Annotated in this window: 19 protein-coding genes; 7 read left to right on the forward strand and 12 right to left on the reverse strand. The window is 69.5% G+C overall.

The genetic code is table 11. From position 1 onward, the window contains the following. Positions 1–834, reverse strand: coding sequence for a phenylalanine 4-monooxygenase (gene phhA, locus BLR02_RS01155; protein WP_090659675.1), 834 nt, complete (start codon positions 832–834; stop codon positions 1–3). A gap of 114 nt (positions 835–948) precedes the next feature. On the opposite strand from phhA, the gene BLR02_RS01160 reads away from it, so the two are divergent. Continuing rightward, the gene (locus BLR02_RS01160; protein ID WP_090661486.1) at positions 949–1422 is read left to right on the forward strand and encodes an Lrp/AsnC family transcriptional regulator; all 474 of its coding nucleotides are present in this window, start codon (positions 949–951) and stop codon (positions 1420–1422) included. Here BLR02_RS01160 and BLR02_RS01165 read toward each other — a convergent pair. Both BLR02_RS01165 and BLR02_RS01170 read right to left on the reverse strand, forming a co-directional pair. Further along, entirely contained in the window at positions 1394–2650 is a 1257-nt protein-coding gene (locus tag BLR02_RS01165; protein WP_090659678.1) for a flavin-dependent oxidoreductase, read from the reverse strand. The two genes, BLR02_RS01160 and BLR02_RS01165, sit on opposite strands and share 29 nt — an antisense overlap. A 103-nt stretch (positions 2651–2753) precedes the next feature. Then, a complete protein-coding gene (locus BLR02_RS01170; RefSeq protein WP_090560560.1) occupies positions 2754–3113 on the reverse strand; it encodes a hypothetical protein in 360 nt (119 codons plus the stop codon). Positions 3114–3344: 231 nt separating this feature from the next. Here BLR02_RS01170 and mmsB point away from each other — a divergent pair, with 231 nt between their 5' ends. Beyond that, positions 3345–4232, forward strand: a complete 888-nt coding sequence (gene mmsB / locus BLR02_RS01175; protein ID WP_090659681.1) for a 3-hydroxyisobutyrate dehydrogenase — start codon at positions 3345–3347, stop codon at positions 4230–4232. A 169-nt stretch (positions 4233–4401) separates the two neighbouring features. Here mmsB and BLR02_RS01180 read toward each other — a convergent pair whose 3' ends face one another. From BLR02_RS01180 to BLR02_RS01195, 4 genes are read right to left on the reverse strand one after another with little or no spacing between them, the layout of a single operon-like run. Then, on the reverse strand, positions 4402–5553 hold the full coding sequence (locus BLR02_RS01180; protein ID WP_090659684.1) for a formate dehydrogenase subunit gamma: 1152 nt from the start codon (positions 5551–5553) through the stop codon (positions 4402–4404). Then, positions 5550–6146, reverse strand: coding sequence for a formate dehydrogenase FDH3 subunit beta (gene fdh3B / locus BLR02_RS01185; RefSeq protein WP_090560563.1), 597 nt, complete (start codon positions 6144–6146; stop codon positions 5550–5552). Before fdh3B ends, BLR02_RS01180 begins: the two co-directional genes overlap by 4 nt. Positions 6147–6148: 2 nt before the next feature. Further along, a complete protein-coding gene (locus BLR02_RS01190) occupies positions 6149–9100 on the reverse strand; it encodes a formate dehydrogenase subunit alpha (protein ID WP_090659687.1) in 2952 nt (983 codons plus the stop codon). Positions 9101–9104: 4 nt separating this feature from the next. Then, positions 9105–9317: a hypothetical protein gene (locus BLR02_RS01195; protein ID WP_090659690.1), complete on the reverse strand. Its 213-nt coding sequence runs from the start codon at positions 9315–9317 to the stop codon at positions 9105–9107. Positions 9318–9428: 111 nt separating this feature from the next. Here BLR02_RS01195 and BLR02_RS01200 point away from each other — a divergent pair, with 111 nt between their 5' ends. The 3 genes from BLR02_RS01200 (at position 9429) to BLR02_RS29200 (ending at position 10555) form a co-directional block, all read left to right on the forward strand. Further along, positions 9429–9722 (forward strand): hypothetical protein, encoded by a 294-nt coding sequence (locus BLR02_RS01200; RefSeq protein ID WP_090560566.1) that lies wholly within the window; start codon positions 9429–9431, stop codon positions 9720–9722. Between the two features lie 135 nt (positions 9723–9857). After that, the gene (locus BLR02_RS01205; protein ID WP_090560567.1) at positions 9858–10256 is read left to right on the forward strand and encodes a hypothetical protein; all 399 of its coding nucleotides are present in this window, start codon (positions 9858–9860) and stop codon (positions 10254–10256) included. A gap of 71 nt (positions 10257–10327) precedes the next feature. Further along, the gene (locus tag BLR02_RS29200; RefSeq protein WP_090560568.1) at positions 10328–10555 is read left to right on the forward strand and encodes a hypothetical protein; all 228 of its coding nucleotides are present in this window, start codon (positions 10328–10330) and stop codon (positions 10553–10555) included. Between the two features lie 152 nt (positions 10556–10707). On the opposite strand, the gene BLR02_RS01215 is transcribed toward BLR02_RS29200, so the two are convergent. After that, complete coding sequence (locus BLR02_RS01215) at positions 10708–11217, reverse strand: hypothetical protein (protein ID WP_090560569.1); 510 nt, start codon at positions 11215–11217, stop codon at positions 10708–10710. Continuing rightward, on the reverse strand, positions 11214–11771 hold the full coding sequence (locus tag BLR02_RS01220; RefSeq protein WP_143018007.1) for a hypothetical protein: 558 nt from the start codon (positions 11769–11771) through the stop codon (positions 11214–11216). The genes BLR02_RS01215 and BLR02_RS01220 overlap by 4 nt, the downstream gene beginning before the upstream one ends. 253 nt (positions 11772–12024) lie before the next feature. Here BLR02_RS01220 and BLR02_RS01225 point away from each other — a divergent pair, with 253 nt between their 5' ends. Continuing rightward, a complete protein-coding gene (locus BLR02_RS01225) occupies positions 12025–12498 on the forward strand; it encodes a CHAP domain-containing protein (protein ID WP_090560571.1) in 474 nt (157 codons plus the stop codon). A gap of 48 nt (positions 12499–12546) precedes the next feature. On the opposite strand, the gene BLR02_RS01230 is transcribed toward BLR02_RS01225, so the two are convergent. Further along, positions 12547–13773, reverse strand: a complete 1227-nt coding sequence (locus tag BLR02_RS01230; RefSeq protein WP_090659693.1) for an ABC transporter substrate-binding protein — start codon at positions 13771–13773, stop codon at positions 12547–12549. A 163-nt stretch (positions 13774–13936) separates the two neighbouring features. On the opposite strand from BLR02_RS01230, the gene BLR02_RS01235 reads away from it, so the two are divergent. Further along, positions 13937–14644: an aspartate racemase/maleate isomerase family protein gene (locus BLR02_RS01235; RefSeq protein ID WP_090659696.1), complete on the forward strand. Its 708-nt coding sequence runs from the start codon at positions 13937–13939 to the stop codon at positions 14642–14644. Positions 14645–14740: 96 nt separating this feature from the next. Here the strand turns inward: BLR02_RS01235 and BLR02_RS01240 are convergent, their stop codons facing one another. Together BLR02_RS01240 and nth are read right to left on the reverse strand one after the other, a co-directional pair. Further along, positions 14741–15988 (reverse strand): glycosyltransferase, encoded by a 1248-nt coding sequence (locus tag BLR02_RS01240; RefSeq protein WP_090659699.1) that lies wholly within the window; start codon positions 15986–15988, stop codon positions 14741–14743. Positions 15989–16171: 183 nt separating this feature from the next. Next, a complete protein-coding gene (nth, locus tag BLR02_RS01245) occupies positions 16172–16816 on the reverse strand; it encodes an endonuclease III (protein WP_090560575.1) in 645 nt (214 codons plus the stop codon). Positions 16817–16951 lie beyond the last annotated feature (135 nt).

The raw sequence follows: 16951 nt of genomic DNA on the forward strand, positions 1-16951 counted from the left end.
TCAGATGGGTTGGTCGCCGGGCGCGGCCGCGCCGGGCGGAATGGGCGCGGCATCCCGTGCCTTGGCGAGCAGGCCGGGCAGTGCCTGCATGGCCGCGAACAGCTCGGCATAGTCATCGATGACGAAGTAGGTCGGCTGCAGGTCGTCGATGAAGTAGTCGCTGCGCAGCACGCGGCGCAGGTCGAAGCGCAGCCGGCGTGGCGCCGGGCTTTCCGTCGCATGCACCGTCTCGGACGAGGAGGAGAGGATGCCGGCGCCATAGGCGCGCAGCGCGCCGCCCTCGCGGATCAGCCCGAATTCCACCATGTGCCAGTAGAGCCGCGCCAGCGGCTTCAGCGCCCCCATCCGCGCCGCCTGCTCGCCGAGCCTGCCATAGGCGGCGAGGAAGTCGGCGAAATCCGGCTGGGTCAGCAGCGGCACATGGCCGAAGGCGTCATGGAAGATGTCCGGCTCGACGATGTAGTCCAGCTCCTCCGGCCGGCGGATCCAGCAGGTGACGGGGAAGCGCCGCGCCGCGAGGTGGCCGAAGAAGGCGCCATCCGGGATCAGCCCCGGCACCGCGACCAGCGACCAGCCGGTCACCGCCCGCAGCCGGGCGGAGCATTGCGCGAAATCGGGGACGCCCTCGGCGAAGGGCAGGCGGGCAAGGCCGTCGCGGAAGGCCGCAGCGGCATGGCGCGGCAGCAGCGCCACCTGGCGGGCATGGAGGGTCCGCCAGGTGGCGTGGTCCTCCGGCGCGTAGCGCGCCATGTCCTGCGCCAGGGTGAAATCGGCCTCGGCCGCGGCATAGTCGCCCCGCAGTCCGCTTGGCAGACCTTCGACCAGCCCATCCATGACGGACCTCCCATTCTTGATCGAAGGTTAAGCCAAGCCAGCGAGGGATTTCCGGCGAAATTGGCCCATTGAGGGGCTATGCTTGGGGGAATCCACTCCATCGAGGCCCGTCTCATGGCGAAATCCACCATCGAGCTGGATGCGCTGGACCGCCGCATCCTCCGCGCTCTGCAACGCGACGGCCGCCTGCCCGTGGTGGCGCTGGCCGAGCAGGTCGGCCTCTCGCCGACGCCCTGCCAGCGCCGGGTGCGGCGGCTGGAGGAGGCCGGCATCATCGCCCGCTACGGCGCGGTGCTGGACCCGGCCCGGCTCGGCCTGCCGCTGCAGGCCTTCGTCATGGTCGCGCTCGAGAGCCATGCGGAGGAGGTGGTGGACCGCTTCCACAAGGCGCTGGCGGAGCGTCCGGAAGTCCTCGCCGCCTATGCGATGAGCGGCGAGATGGACTACCTCCTCCACGTCCTCGCCGCGGATTTCGAGGCCTATGCGGATTTCGCCCTGAAGGCCCTGCTGCGCATGCCGGGGGTGAAGGAGACGCGCAGCAGCTTCGTCCTCACCGCGCTCAAGCCGCCGGGAGAGGTTCCGGTCTGACGCTCCAGCTCTCCCGCGCATTCAGGGTCGCCGGGTCGAAGCCGGCGATGCGCTTGTAGCCCATCACCGTCGCCTCCAGCTCGGCCTGCGGCACCACATCCTCGATGCGCTCGAAGCCGCCGGGGGCACGGGCATGGACGATGTCCATCACGCGGTCCGGCCCGTCGCCGCGATTGGCCTCGACCACCGCCGCCGTCGCCGGCCGCCGCACCGCCTCATAGGTGCCAAGCGCCGCCGCCACCCCGGGCTGCGTCGCCAGCTGCAGGGCCAGGAAACGCGCATCGAGGACCGCCTGCGAGGCTCCGTTCGAGCCGATCGGGTACATGGGATGCGCCGCATCGCCGAGCAGCGTCACCCGCCCCTCGGTCCAGCGCGGCAGCGGATCGCGGTCAACCATCGGGAATTCATAGACCGCCTCCGCCGCCTCGATCAGCGACGGCACGTCGAGCCAGGGGAAGCGCCAATTGGCGAAGATCGGCAGGAAGTCGGATTTGCGCGCCGGACGGTTCCAGTCCTCCCGCGCCCAGGGCGTATCGGTGGGGAAGCGCTGCTCGGCGATCCAATTCACCACAGCCCGTCCATCCTCGACCCGCCCGATCGGGTAGCAGACGAATTTCGTGTCCCGATGTCCGGCCTGCACCATGGTGGCGCCGGTGAGGAAGGGCAGGGCGAGGCTGGTGGCGCGCCACAGCAGGGCACCGTTCCATTTCGGCGGCCCTTCCTGCGGCACCAGCTGGGCACGGACGGCCGAGTGGATGCCATCGGCACCGACCAGCAGGTCGCCACGCACGGCCTCGCCATCGGCGAAATGCGCGGTGACGCCGGCAGCATCCTGGGTGAATTCAGCCAGTCGCCGCCCGAGCCGCAGCCGCGCCTCGCCCAGCCGGGCACGCGCCGCCTCCCAGAGCAGCATCTGCAGCCGGCCGCGATGGATCGAGTATTGCGGCCAGCGGTAGCCGGCAGCGAGGCCACGCGGCTCGGCCCAGATGGTCTGGCCGAAGCGGTTGGCGTAGCGGAACTCCTGGGTGGCGACGCCGGCCTCCGCCAGGGCCGGGCCGAGGCCAAGCTCCGTCAACTCCCGCACCGCATGCGGCTGGAGGTTGATGCCGACGCCCAGCGGGCGGATCTCGGCCGCCGCCTCGTACAACTCGGCTTCGATGCCGGCAGCATGCAGCGACAGGGCCGTCGCCAGGCCACCGATGCCGCCACCGATCACCAGAACCCGCATGGCTGCCTCCCTGAGTCCCCTTGCATCGGCGGATAGCCTGCGCGCATGGCGCGGTCCATAGCCGGAACGGGGCGGGGGCCACCCGGGCTGGTCAGGCTGTGTTCTAGCGCACCAGCCGCCGCCGCTCCGCCTCGATCCGGCGCCGCTCCTCGTCGATCTGCCGCTGCTGCGCATCGAGCCGCCGGTCTGCCTCGTCCAGCACCCGCACCCGCTCGCGCACATCCTGCTCACTGTAGCGCCGGTCCTGCTCGTCCCGGCCGCGACCGGCGCGCGGGTCGCCACGCTGGTCATGGCGGGGATCGTAGCGCGGGTCGTCGCGGGCATCGGGCCGCGGCGGGGGCAGTTGCTGCCCACCCTGCAATTCCTGCCAGGCCCGCCCCAGCCTGTCCTGCAGGTCCTGCGCCTGCGCCGAGGCCAGCCCCATCGCCGCGATGCCGAAAGCCGCCAGGATGATCCGCCGCATGATTCCTCCTTCATCCGCCTGTTGCGGCAGAAGCGCCCCGGGGCGGCTGCGGTTCAGCCTGGCCATCAGGGGCAGGAGCCGGCCCACAGCGGATGCGCCATGGCGGGCCGAAGTTGCGGGGCGGTGGAATACTGCTTCGGGGCTGCCCCGGCTGGAAGCCCCGGCGACGGCACGGCACACTCCCCCGGTCCCGCGGCGCGCGGGAAGCACGGATAAGGGGAGGGGATACCCATGGCACGCATCGGCTTCGTCGGGCTCGGCAATATGGGCGGGCCGATGGCGCGCAACCTGCTGAAGGCCGGGCACCAGGTCATGGGCTTCGACCTCGTGCCGGAGGCGCTTGCCGCTCTCGCCGCCGCTGGCGGCATCGCGGCGGCCAGCGCCGCCGAAGCCGCCTCCGGTGCGGAATTCGTTATCACCATGCTGCCGGCCGGCCGCCATGTGCGGGAGGCCTGGCTCGGCACCGGCGGCATGGCTGCGGCCTCTGCGCCCGGCGCCGTCCTGATCGACTGCTCCACCATCGATGTGGCGACGGCGCGGGAGGTGGCCGCCGGCGCCGGCCATCCGATGCTCGACGCCCCTGTCTCCGGCGGGACCATGGGTGCAGAAGCCGGCACGCTCACCTTCATGGTCGGAGGGCCGGACGAGGCCTATGCCGCCGCCACGCCCATCCTCTCAGCGATGGGCCGCACCCTCGTCCATTGCGGCGGCGCCGGTGCCGGCCAGGCGGCCAAGGCCTGCAACAACATGATGCTCGCCGCCAACATGATCATCACGGCGGAGGCCTTCGTGCTGGCTGAGAAGCTCGGCCTCACCCATCAGGCCCTGTTCGACGTGGCGAGCAAATCCTCCGGCCAGTCCTGGGCCCTGACGACCTACTGCCCCGTGCCCGGCCCGGTCCCCAGCAGCCCGGCCAACCGCGACTACAAGCCCGGTTTTGCCGCCGCGCTCATGGCGAAGGATCTCGGCCTCGCCCAGGAGGCCGCGGCCACGGCCGGGGCGGTGACGCCGCTCGGGGCCGAGGCGCTGGCCCTCTATCGCCGCTTCCTCGAGGACGGGAAGGGGGATGCGGACTTCTCCGGCATCATCCAGATGCTGCGCGGCATGGCGAAAGGGTAAAGGCCACGCCCGGAGCGCTTCCGCGATTGCTGAGGAACGCTCCGGGCCTCGTGGACAGTCCCGCTTGTCCTGTCCCGGCTCTCCATGACGCTGCCGGCCGATCCAGGCGCCAGCATCTTCGCCGCCATCCGGATCGAAGCCGATGGACCAGCTTGGCGCCTGACCGGCGTCAGTCGGCGCCCACCGCCGTCCGCCTTGCCTCCGCGAGCCGGTCATCGACCCAGAGGCTGTGATGCTCCCGGGCGTAGTTGTAATCGACCTGCCCGGTCGCCATCGCCTCGAAGGCGCCCTCGGTGCCGATGGTACCGATATAGATATGGCCGATGATGGCGGCCATCATCACCATCGCCATCAGCCCATGCACCACATGCGCCCATTGCTGGCTGGTGACGTTGTCGAGCAGGCCGGGCGCCATCAGCAGATAGCCCGAAACCGAGGCCAGGATGCCGCCACCCACCACGAACCAGTAGAGCGCCTTCTGTGCCGCATTGAAGCGGCCCGCCGGAGGATGCCCCTTGGCCATCGGTCCGCCCGCCTTCACCCAGGCCACATCGACCTTGCTCGGCAGGTTGTCCCGCAGCCACAGCACCACCATCGCCAGCAGGCCGATGACGAAGGGGAAGGACAGGAATTGATGCACGGCCTGCCCGGTCCAGGTCAGCGCCGTGAAGGCCTCAGCCCCGATCACCGGCCGCAGCACCGCCCGCCCGAAGGTGATGTTGAGCCCGGTGAGGCCGAGCAGTACGAAGCTCACCGCGACCATCCAGTGGTTCATCCGCTCGAACACGCCGTAGCGGTGGATCGTCCGTCCCGACCGTCCGGCATCGATCCGCTGCGGCCCGCGCAGCAGGTAGAGGCCGGCCAGGATGAAGACCGTGCCGAGCAGGATGACGGCGCCGGCGATGCTGAGGATGCGGGTGCGGAAGCCTCGCCAGTCCCGCCCCTCGGGCTGGATGAGGATGCCGGCCGCCTGGTTCGGGATGCTGACGGCGCCGGAGATCACCCCACCCTTCTCGGCATGCTGGGCCTCCAGCGCCCCGGCCTCGACGCCGCCGCGGGCGCTGTAGGGGACAGGGGCGGTGATCGGCTCGACCGGCACCCGGGGCTTCGGCGCGACGCGCTCCGGGCGTGGTCCGCCGGTCACGGACTGGGGATCCGAACTCGCCGGCTGATTGGCGTTGCCGGTGCCGCCGCGCCCCGCGCCAACCTCGGGCGCCGCCGATTGCACCGATGGCGCCCCGCCCGAGGGTTCGCCTGATTGCTGCTGGGCCAACGCCCCGCTGAGTGGGAGAAGCAGCAGCGCCGCGAGGAGCCTCATCATGCCGGCAGTTCCTCCTTATAGGCAGTCCGCCAGCCCCAGGCGCCGGAGCCGTAGCCACGCTGCTGCACCCGTTCCTTGTAGATGCTGGCGATGATCTCGCCATCGCCGGCAAGCAGCGCCTTGGTCGAGCACATCTCGGCGCAGAGCGGCAGCTTGCCCTCGGCGATGCGGTTGCTGCCGTATTGCATGTATTCGACGGCGGAGTTGTCCTGCTGCGGCCCGCCGGCGCAGTAGGTGCACTTGTCCATCTTGCCACGCCCGCCGAAATTCCCGACACGCGGGTATTGCGGCGCGCCGAAGGGGCAGGCGTAGAAGCAGTAGCCGCAGCCGATGCAGAGATCCTTGTCGTGCAGCACCAGCCCATCCTCCGTGCCGTAGAAGCAGGCAACCGGGCAGACCGCGGCACAAGGCGCATCGGTGCAGTGCATGCAGGCCATGGAGATGGAGCGCTCGCCCGGCTTGCCGTCACCGATGGTGACGACGCGGCGCCGGTTGATGCCCCAGGGCACTTCATGCTCGTTCTTGCAGGCGGTGACGCAGGCGTTGCATTCAATGCAACGGTCGCTGTCGCAGAGGAATTTCATCCGCGCCATGGTCAGGCCGCCTTGATCTGGCAGAGGGTCACCTTGGTTTCCTGCATGAAGGTCACCGGGTCATAGCCATAGGTGGTCACCGTATTCGCGCTCTCGCCCAGCACGATGGGGTCGGTGCCGGGCGGGTAGAAGCGCCGCCGGTCCTCGCCCTGCCACCAGCCGCCGAAGTGGTAGGGCATGAAGGCGACGCCCCGGCCAACGCGGTCCGTCACCAGCGCCTTCACCCGGATATGCGCGCTGTTCTCCGGCCCCAGCACCCAGACCCATTGACCCGGCCCGATGCCGCGCGCCTGCGCATCCGCCGTGTTGATCTCGATGAACATGTCCTGCTGCAACTCGGCGAGCCAGCGATTCGAGCGCGTCTCCTCGCCGCCGCCCTCGTATTCGACGAGGCGTCCCGAGGTGAGGATGATCGGGAAATCCTTCGCCACCTGATGCGAGCGCATCTGGATGCTGAGCCCGAGATGCGGCACGCGATAGCCACGGCGGTCGCGCAGCGTCGGATAGGTGCCGGTCGGCGCGATCGCCTGCGGGTTGGATGCCAGGACAGCCGCCTGCGCCGGCGTCGGAATCAGGTCGAGGCGCGGCGTGTAGATCGGCTCGCGGTGCACCGGCACCGGGTCCGGCAGGTTCCAGGCCACGGCGCGTGCCTTGCCGTTGCCATAGGGCAGGCAGCCATGCTCCATCGCCACGCGGATGATGCCGGCCGAGAGATCGGTCGACCAGGAGACGCGGTCGATATTCGCCCCGCCGACGCGGGCGATCGACTCCTTCTCATGCGCAGTCAGCTCGTCGAACCAGCCGAGGCGCTTGAGGACGGCGACGGTGAATTCCGGATAGCCGTCCTGGATTTCCGACCCCTTGCTGTAGCTCCCCTCCGCCAGCAACGTCTCGCCGTTGCGCTCGACGCCGAAGCGGGCGCGGAAGGTGCCGCCGCCTTCCTTCACATGCAGCGAGGTGTCGTAAAGGATATGCGTCCCCGGATGCTTCATCTCCGGCGTGCCCCAGCAGGGCCAGGGCAGGCCATAGACCTCGCCCGCCACCGGCGAGCCGGGCTGGCCACGCAGCGTCGTCACGTCGAAATGCTGCTGGTTCGCCATGTGGTGGCGTAGCCGCTCCGGCGACTGGCCAGTATAGCCCAGCGCCAGGCTGCCGCGGTTGATCTCGCGGAGGATGTCCTCCACCTCCACCACGCCGTTGTGGACCTTGATGTTCTTGAACAGCTGCTCGGCGAAGCCGAGCCGCCGCGCCAGCGCATACATCACGTCATAGTCGTTGCGGCTCTCGAAGATCGGCTCGACGACCTTCTCGCCCCATTGCAGCGACCGGTTGGAGGCGGTGCGACTGCCGACGGTCTCGAAGCTGGTGCAGATCGGCAGCAGGTAGGTGCCGTCGGCGCGGTCGGAGAGCTGCGCATAGGTCGTCGGATGCGGGTCCGCCACCACCAGCAGCTCCAGCTGCTCCAGCCCCTTCACCGCCTCCGGCATGCGGGTCACGGTATTGCCGCCATGGCCCATGACGAACATGGCCTTGCAGTTGGTCGGCTGCTCGATCTGCTCCTTCGGCAGCACCACGCTGTCGAACCAGCGCGTGCTCGGGATGCCGGGCATCTCCATCATCTTCTTGTCGACGAAACGGGAGAGCATCCACTCGTAGTCGACTTCCCAGACCCGGCACCAGTGCCGCCAGGCCGCCTCGTCCAGCCCGTAATAAGCGGGCAGGGTCGAGACATCGAGGCCCATATCCGTGGCCCCCTGCACATTGGTGTGGCCGCGGAAGATGTTGGCGCCCGTGCCCGCGCTGCCGACATTCCCAGTCGCCAGCAGCAGGATGGAGAAGGCGCGCACATTGGCCGTGCCGACCGTCTTCTGCGTCGCGCCCATGCACCAGATCAGCGTCGCGGGCTTCTGCGTGGCGAAGATCTGCGCCATGCGCTTGAGCTGCCCCTCGGGGACGCCCGATACCCGCTCCACCTCCTGCGGGTGCCACTTCGCCACCTCGCGCCGGATCTCGTCCATGCCGTAGACGCGCTGGTGGATGAATTCGAGATCCTCCCAGCCATTCTCGAAGATGTGCCAGAGCATGCCCCAGATGACGGGGATGTCGGTGCCCGGCCGGATGCGCACATAGTCGGTCGCATGCGCCGCCGTGCGGGTGAAGCGCGGATCGACGACGAAGAGGTTGGCGCGGTTCAGCTCCCGCCCCGCCAGGATGTGCTGCGTGGCGATGGGGTGCGATTCCGCCGGGTTGCCGCCCATGATGATCATGGTCTTGGCATTGCGGATATCGTTGTAGCTGTTGGTCTGGGCGCCATAGCCCCAGGTATTCGCCACACCCGCGACGGTCGTGCTGTGGCAGATGCGGGCCTGGTGGTCGGTGTTGTTGGTTCCCCAGAAGGAGCCGAATTTGCGGAAGAGATAGGCCGCTTCATTGGTGAATTTGGCGGAGCCCAGCCAGAACACCGCCTCAGGCGTGCTGCGCTCGCGGATCTCGAGCAGCTTCGCCCCGATCTCCTCGATCGCCTGATCCCAGGAGAGCCGGTGCCATTCGCCGCCGGCCAGCTTCATCGGGTATTTCAGCCGCCGGTCGCCATGCACCAGCTCGCGCACGCTCGCCCCCTTGGCGCAATGCGTGCCGCGGTTGATGGGGGATTCGAAGGCTGGCTCCTGCCCGGTCCAGACGCCGTTCTGCACCTCGGCGATGACGCTGCAGCCGACCGAGCAATGGGTGCAGACATTCTTTATCCGCTGGATCGGCGCCGCACGGTCCGGTGCCGGCGCCTCGGCTGCGCGCGTGAGCGTCGGGGGGAGCGCGCCGAGCGCCGCCAGCCCCGCACCACCCAGCCCCGCTTGCCGCAGGAAGCCACGGCGGTCCGTCCCGCCCGTGCTGAGGCCCCGATAGGCCTCCGATAGCCGCTGCCGCGCGGCCTGTCCCTCGCTCCGCCGGATCAGCATGGGATCAGTACCGGTTGGTGCGGTAATAGGCCCGCACATGATCTGTTTCGCGGTAGCGCGCCTTGCGCTTCTCGGCCTCGGACTCCCTGGCCGGGGGAAGCCCGCCGGTGCCGCCATCCACCTCGAAGGCGGCGGCCGGTGCGGCGACGGCGGCAAGGCCCAGAGCGCCGAAGAAACGACGGCGCGCAGTCGGCGGGGGATCATTCTGTTCGGTCATATAGGCCCCATTCCCGGGCTTCACGCACACCCGGACTGGAGCGCAACGCGGCAGCCAGGGCCGGGTTCGCTGGTGCGGCAACCATCTTGGCCCACCCCGCGTTGGCCGCCCATGCCGATCCAGACACGCAGCACCGCGCCGATCCATGCCATCCTAGCGGCCATGCTGCTGGTGGCCCAGCCGCTTGCTGCCGCGGCCCAGGGCACGGCCCCGGCCCAGGGCGTCACCCGTCCCATCCCCCGCCCAGCGCCCGAGACGCCGCCGCCGGCGCCGAAACCCGGCGAGGTCACCGATGGACGACCGCGGACTGATCAGGGGGGTGGTGCCGCCCGCACCGGCCCGGGCACCACGGCTCAAACGCCCCTGCCGCCGCCGAACCAGGCGAACCCGCCCAACATGCGCTGAACTTTCGGGGCCTGGAGCCTTCGGCGCGGTGCTGAAGGCGCGCACATCTCACGGAAGGCCGCATCCGGTTCCCTGGCCCGGGCGTTAACCTGGACCGCGGCTGCAATCCCGTCGCCGCGGGAGAGCGAGCCACTCATGCCCCGTCGCCTTCTTCCTGCCCTTCCGCTGCTGGCGCTGGCAGCCTGTTCCTCCGGTACCACGGCGGAATTCGACCGCCGCATCGGCACCTATGTGGGCCGGCCGGAGACAGAGGTGGTGGCCAATCTCGGCGTGCCCAGCCGCACCTATGACGGCGATGGCCGGCGCCTGCTGCAGTATGAATTCGCCCGGCCCTCCAGCCGCCCCGCCGTCTTCCCCAGCATCGGCCTCGGCTTTGGCAGCTTCGGCAGCGGCGTCGGGGTCGGGACGGGGCTGGGCCTCGGCTTTGGCGGCGGTGGCGGGGTGGATGGCTGCGTCCTGGTCTTCGAATCGCGGGAGGGCCGGATCACCAGCTTCAACCGCAACGGCCCTGGCTGCGTCGCCACTGCGACCTGAAAATGGAACGATCCGGGGATGGCAGTAAGGCCTTGCCGTTCCGGGATGGATGTTCTATCTTTGTGCCTATCATGGATCCGGCCTTCGCCCTTACGGTCAATGACCTGGCGCGCGACGAGGCGCTCTGCCTTCGTTGCGGCTGCCGGTCCCAGACCTATAGCCGTGCCAGGCTCATCGCGCTGGTAGGCCGTGACGCCCGCCTGCATCTCATCGGCCTGAACCGGGAACTCTGGTGTGGAGATTGCGGAGAACCGCCCTTCCAGGGCTGGGTGACCGCTCCGGCCGCGAACGGGCCCTAAAGCAAACTCCGATCAGATGGAGGCATCTGATCGGAGCAATCTGCTTGCTCAAACAAGAAGCCAGAGCGGGGTCCGTGAGCCAGTGCGAACGGAAACCGCTTCAGTCGATGAAGGGAAGCCGGGGGAAGGACATTCCCCCGGCTTCCTGTCTCTCAGCGGCGGCGCGCCGGGGTCCGGCTGGGCTTCGCCGGGGCAGCGGCAGGCGGGGCGGGCGGGGCCGGCGGCGCGGTGTAGTTCACCGTCACGGCGACGCGCATCGTCGCATCGCCCGGCTTCAGCTGCACCGCGAAGCTGTCCGTCCCGCCGAAGGCGGCATTCGGGATGTAGTCCACGCGGGTGCTGTCGCCGACCGTATGGATATGCAGCCGGCCGTGCTGCGGGCGCGTCGCCACCGTGCCATAGGCAAAGGGCTTCGGCCCGGACTGCGCCACGGTGATCCCGCACCAGCCGCCGTCATTGTCGACCGTCATGGTCGTCTCGATCTGTTGGCCGGCCGCCACGACGGCAGGCTGCGGCACGGTGCAGACCTTGGCGCCACCGGCCAGGTCATTGGCATAGATCCGCGCGCCGGACGCAGGCTGGCGGGCGACCTGCTGCTCGGCGCAGGCGGCGAGCAGGGCGGCCAGGGCAAGCGGGCCGGCAAGGGAAAGGCGCAGGGTCATCGCGTATGGGTTCCAGCGGTACGACGGGCCGGGGCAGCGGCAGCACGGTGAGCAGGCGCGCCCTGGCAGGCGGTGGCACCGGAGGAGAGCAGGTCCTTGCCGGCGGCATAGGCGGGAAGGTCATTGACGCTCTGCAGCGCCATCACCTCGTCGAAGAGGCCGCCATTGCGCATGCAGAAGTCGCTGCCGAGCGAGCGGGCGACATTGGACCGCACATTGGCGAGCTCGGTGATGTAGATGTCGTTCTGCCGCTGGCCGGGGCGCGTACCCCCATGCGTGCGGATGAAATACTGGCCGAAGGCGCGCCCGTTCTGCGCCAGCGCCGGCTGGTACTTCTGCACGAAGGCGTTGTAGCGGTCTTCCTGCTTGCAGGTCGTGGCGACCACCATCAACTCGGTCTTCAGTGCCTCGACCTCGAAGACGGTCTGGTCGGTCTCGGAGGCGCAGCGCGGCAGGGCGCTGGCGGGTTGTGCGGCGAGCAACACGCCCGCCATCAGCAGCGCAACCGGCGCGGCGCCATGGCGGCGCTCAGGCCGCCTGTTCGATTTGGTCATCACCTGGCCCTTCCTGGCAATGCGGGCCCCATCCATCCGGCCGGCCACCCCCCCCGGGCACCGGCACAGAAGGAGTTTCCCCCCGCAGGCGTCCGTCTTTCGCATACTCGGAGCACGAGAGCGAGAGCTTGATGATGGCGTTACAGTAATGCGTCGCAAACCATTGGAACGGTAGGATTCCAGTCTCGCTCGCTCAGCGGTTTCCGCTAGGATGGCCTGGGCCGGGGGGCCTTTGGGGGACCGGATTCGCGTCATGCGTTGGCTGATGCTGCTCGCCTTGCTCGCACTTGCGGCCTGTGGGACGGCGCGCAGCCCCCGGACCGTCGGCTCCTCCGGGCCGCCCGGGGATTGGAGCTGCGTACCCTATGTCCGGGCGCGCACCGGCCTGCCGATCCGCGGCGATGCCTGGGAATGGTGGGAAGGGGCCGCCGAACGCTATGGGCGGGGCCGGTCACCGCGGGCCGGCAGCGTGCTGGTGCTGATGCGCACCTCGCGCCTGCCGCAGGGCCATGTCTCGGTGGTCTCACGGGTGGTCTCGTCGCGGGAGATCCGGGTCGATCATGCCAATTGGGCTTCAGGACGCGGCAAGGGACGTGTGGCACGGGACCAGCCGGTGCTGGATATCTCCTCCGGCAATGACTGGTCCCTCCTGCGCGTCTGGTACCCGCCGGCGAATGGCTATGGCACGACGGGCTACCCGGCCTATGGATTCATCCATCCCGGCTAGCCCTGCGCAGCCCCGGCCCCGGAGGGACAACCTCCATGGCAGGTAAAGCTAGCTGCGGATCATCGGGCAGGCGCCCTCGCTGAGCGGGCGGAAGGCCTGATCGGTCGGCACCGTCGCCGCCAGCCGGTAGACATCACCCGGATAGCGGTTCTCGCCCGGTTTCTTCACCTCCAGCAGGTAGGAGGGGTGAAGCTTCCGCCCATCCTCGCGGATACTGCCCTGGCCGAAGGCGTCGTCATCGGTCGGCATGCGCTTCATCTGCGCCACCACCTCCCGCCCGCTCGCCTTGGCACGGGCGATGCCGAGCACCTGGACGGCTTTCAGATAATGCAGCACCCCGCTGTAATTCGCCGCATGGACGTAGTTGGGGAAGACGCCGGCGGGCAGCTTCTGCTGCACCCGGCGGGTGAAGCCGCGGGTGCGCTCGTCGAGATCCCACCAGAAGGTCTCGGCGATATACATGCCCTGCATCGTCGGCAGGCCGGCGGCCAGCACCCCGGTGATGGAGCCGATGATGGCGGCAAGCTTCATGCTGCGCGTCAGCCCGAATTCCTGCGCCTGCTTCACGCAATTGATCAGGTCGTCGCCAGCCATGGCGAGGCCCAGCACCTTGGCGCCGGAGGCCTTCGCCTGCAGCAGGAAGGCGGAGAAATCCGTGGTCTGCGGGAAGGGGTAGCGGGAGGCGCCGATCATCTTCCCGCCCGCCGCCTCGATGAAGCGGGTGGTGTCGCGCTCGATGGCGTGGCCGAAGGCGTAGTCGGCGGTGATGAAGTACCAGCGGTCGCCACCGGCCTTGGTCAGCGCCGTGCCGGAGGTGTTGGAGAGGCACCAGGTGTCATAGGCCCAATGGATCGAATTCGGCGTGCAGCCGCGGCCCGTCAGGTCCGAGGTGCCGGCGGAGGCGTTCAGATGGACCCTGTCCTTCTCGACGCAGACCGGGTTGATGCCGAGGGCGATGGCGCTGTTGCCGACATCGGTGACGATATCGACGCCGCGCTGGTCGAACCACTGCCGCACGGTGTTGATGCCGACATCGGGCTTGTTCTGGTGGTCGGCGGTGATGACCTCGACCCGCAGCCCGGGATTGGCGGCGGTGAATTCCTCCACCGCCTGGCGCACGCAGGCAACGGAGGTCGGGCCGGTGACATCGCGATAGGGTCCCGCGAGGTCGGTCAGCACGCCGATGCGGATCACATCGGCCGGCTGGGCACGCAGGGCCGGTATCGGCAGCAGGGCGGCGGTCGCGCCGAACGCGGCGCGGCGGGTGATGGGCATGGACGGAACTCCCCAGGCGGCACCCCTTGCTGGGGCGCTCTGGAAAGAAGCCTAGAGCAAGGCCCGGTGGCTGCAACTGCTTCGGCTCAGACCTGGCGGATGGTGCCTGGACCTGCCATGGGCGAAGCTGTGCCCCAAGCCTCGCCAGCCGAAAGACCCCTGCATGCCCCGCCCCGCCATCGGCACCATCCTGCCCTCTTCGAACCGGATGGTGGAGCGGACGCTTGCCGGCATCCTGCCGCTCTTCCCCGGGGTGGATGGCTGCGTCGCGCGCATCCCCTATTGGGGGCAGGGGCTCGGCCAGCCGCGGGATGGCTATGACATTGCCGGCTTCCGCGAGGCGGCGCGGCTGCTGGGCCATGCCGGGGTCGGCGCTGTGTGCTGGAATGGAACGCGCGGTGCCGCTCTTGGCCTCGAGCATGACCGGGCCCTGGCCGCGGCCATGGCGGAGGCGGCCGGATGCCCGGCAACGACCACGGCGCTGGCGACGGCATCGCTGCTGGACCGTCTCGGCATCCGCCGATTCGGCATGGTGGCGCAGGGACCGATCGACGAGGCAGCGGCCCATGCCGCCGGCCTGCCGGCCGAGGTGGTGGGGCTGAAGGGGCTCGGGATCCGCGACAATGCGGCGGCGAGCGCCGTCGATCCGGCTTCCATCACCACGCTGGTGCGAGAGGTGGCGGCAGGGGCGGATGCGGTGCTGATCTGGAGCACCAACCTGCCCGGGTTGTCGCTGGTGCCGGGCCTGGAGGCGGAACTCGGCTTGCCGGTACTGGACTCCGCCTCGGTCGGCATCTGGGCCTGCCTCAGGGAAGCCGGAATCGATACCCGGCCCGCGGCCAGGCTTGGCCGGTTGTTCTCGCTGGCCTGAGGCGCCGGGGCCAGCGCTTCGTCATCCTGTCCTCCCACGACGATGCCGCGGGAGGTTGTGCATGATCCCGGACCGGAAAAGCCTCCGGGTGACGTCTCAGTCGCCCGCCGCGGCGCGCTTCACCAACTCCGCCGCCGTCAGCACCCGCGACGTGCGGGTCGCGGCGCGGAGCGCGGTCTCCACCTCGCCCTGCATCTCGGACCAGGTGCGATCCCAGGAGATCTGCGCGAGCCGCCGGTCCACCTGCTTCAGCCAGGGCGCGCGAGGCCGTTCCAGCACCATCGCCAGGGCAGCGGCGAAGGAGGGGGCGTCCTCGGCGATTTCCACCAGGCCGCCGGTGCCATCCGGCTTCGGGCCCCAGTCCCGCATCACATCGGTGATCGGGGTGGAGACCACGGGCAGCCCGGCCGCCAGGAATTCCGGCGTCTTGGTCGGGCTGATGAACCGGGTGCTCTCGTTGCGCGCGAAGGGCATGAAGCCTGCATCCCAGGCGCCGAGATAGGCCGGCAGCTCCTTGTAGTCGCGTCCGCCCAGCCAGTGGATGTTGGGCAGGTGCGGCAGGTCGGCCGGGTCGATCTTCACCACCGGCCCGATCATCACGAAGGTCCAGTCGGGCCTGAGCGCCGCGAGCTCGCCGACAAGGCCCGCATCCATCCGCTCATCGACCACGCCGAAGAAGCCGATGCGCGGGCCCGGCAGGCTGGCGACATCCTGCGGTGCCGCAGCGTTGGCGCGGGCGCTGGCGAAATGCTTCGTGTCGATCGAGGAGGGGAAGCAGGAGACGCGGGCATGCCGGTTGCGCTTCGCCTCGTAGAGGCTGCGGCCCCCGGTGAAGACCATGTCGGCGCGGTTCAGCAGCGCCTGCTCCAGCTCCATCATCCGCGGCGGTGCGCCCCGGAAGGCGGAGAGTTCATCCATGCAGTCATAGACCAGGACGTCGGGATGCAGGTGCCCGGCGAATTCCAGCGCCATCGGCGTGTAGAACCAGGCGATCAGCGGCCGCCCGGCTTCGGGCGCCAGCAGGTCGTCCAGCATGGAACGCTGGGTGGCGATGATGGCGGCGGCCGAAAGCCCCTCCGGCAGCAGCGGCACCGCCACCGTCACGCCCTCCGGCGTACGGTTGAGGTCGAGGCGCGGCGAGATTCCAGGCTGGAATATCGGCTCCTCGAGGAAGATGACGTCGTAACCCCGGGCTGCTCGCGTCAGCAGGTGCTGCGGCCGCTGGAACACGAAATTCCAGCGCAGGTGGGAGAGGCACAGCAGCAATGTCGATGGGGTCGGGCGAGCCGTCGTCAGGCCGGAGGCCAAGCGAGGGGCAGCGCTGCCCGGCGGGGCATCGGTCATTCGGGGTCCCTTCAGTTGTAGTCGCCGTGGGACCACCAGCGGGGAACCCGCCGGCGGGATCGAACCGGGCTTCCAAACCGTGCCTGAGGCAGGCTGGGCGTGCGGATCGGTTATGACGTTGCAACGCAGCAGGCGCCCCGCCAGTTCCCGGTGACGCAGGGGAGGCGCCATTCGGCAGCCGAATTAGGCTGCTGGCGCCGGCACCTTGTCGCGATAATTGCAGTGCGAGGCCGCAGGGCAGCGCCAGCATTCCGGCAGGCGCGCCTTGCAGACGTAACGCCCATGCAGGATCAGCCAGTGATGGGCATCCCGCAGCAGTTCGGGCGGGCAGCGCTGCACCAGCGCATCCTCCACCTCGCGCGGCGTCCTGCCGGGGGCGAGGCCGGTGCGGTTGCCCAAACGAAAGATATGGGTATCCACCGCCATGGTGCTCTCACCGAAAGCGACGTTCAGGACGACATTGGCGGTCTTGCGCCCGACCCCCGGCAGCGCCTCGAGCGCGGCCCGGTCTGCGGGCACCTCGCCGCCATGACGCTCGAGCAGCAGGCGGGAGAGGGCGGCCACGTTCTTCGCCTTGCCCTGCCAGAGGCCGATGCTGCGGATGAAGGGGGCGACGCCCTCAGCGCCGAGGGCCGCCATCTCGGCCGGGCCGGGCGCCGCGGCGAAGAGGGCAGGCGTGCAGCGGTTGACCGCCGCATCCGTCGTCTGCGCCGAGAGGACCACGGCGACGAGCAGGGTGAAGGGAGTGGAGTAGAGCAGCTCCGTCTCGGGCTTCGGATTGTGCATGGCGAGGGCGCGCAGGAACTCGCCGGCCTGGGCCGCCGACATGCGCCGAGCCCGGCGCGGCGCCTGTGCGGTACCGTGCAAGGGTGGGCGGGGCGCTCTCGCACGGGTTTGACCGGGGATTTTCGCAATCGGGCGGGGCATCGGCGGCCTTGGTGCCATGGCAGGATGCGCTGCTCA

Source organism: Belnapia rosea (assembly GCF_900101615.1).
GTDB lineage: Bacteria > Pseudomonadota > Alphaproteobacteria > Acetobacterales > Acetobacteraceae > Belnapia > Belnapia rosea.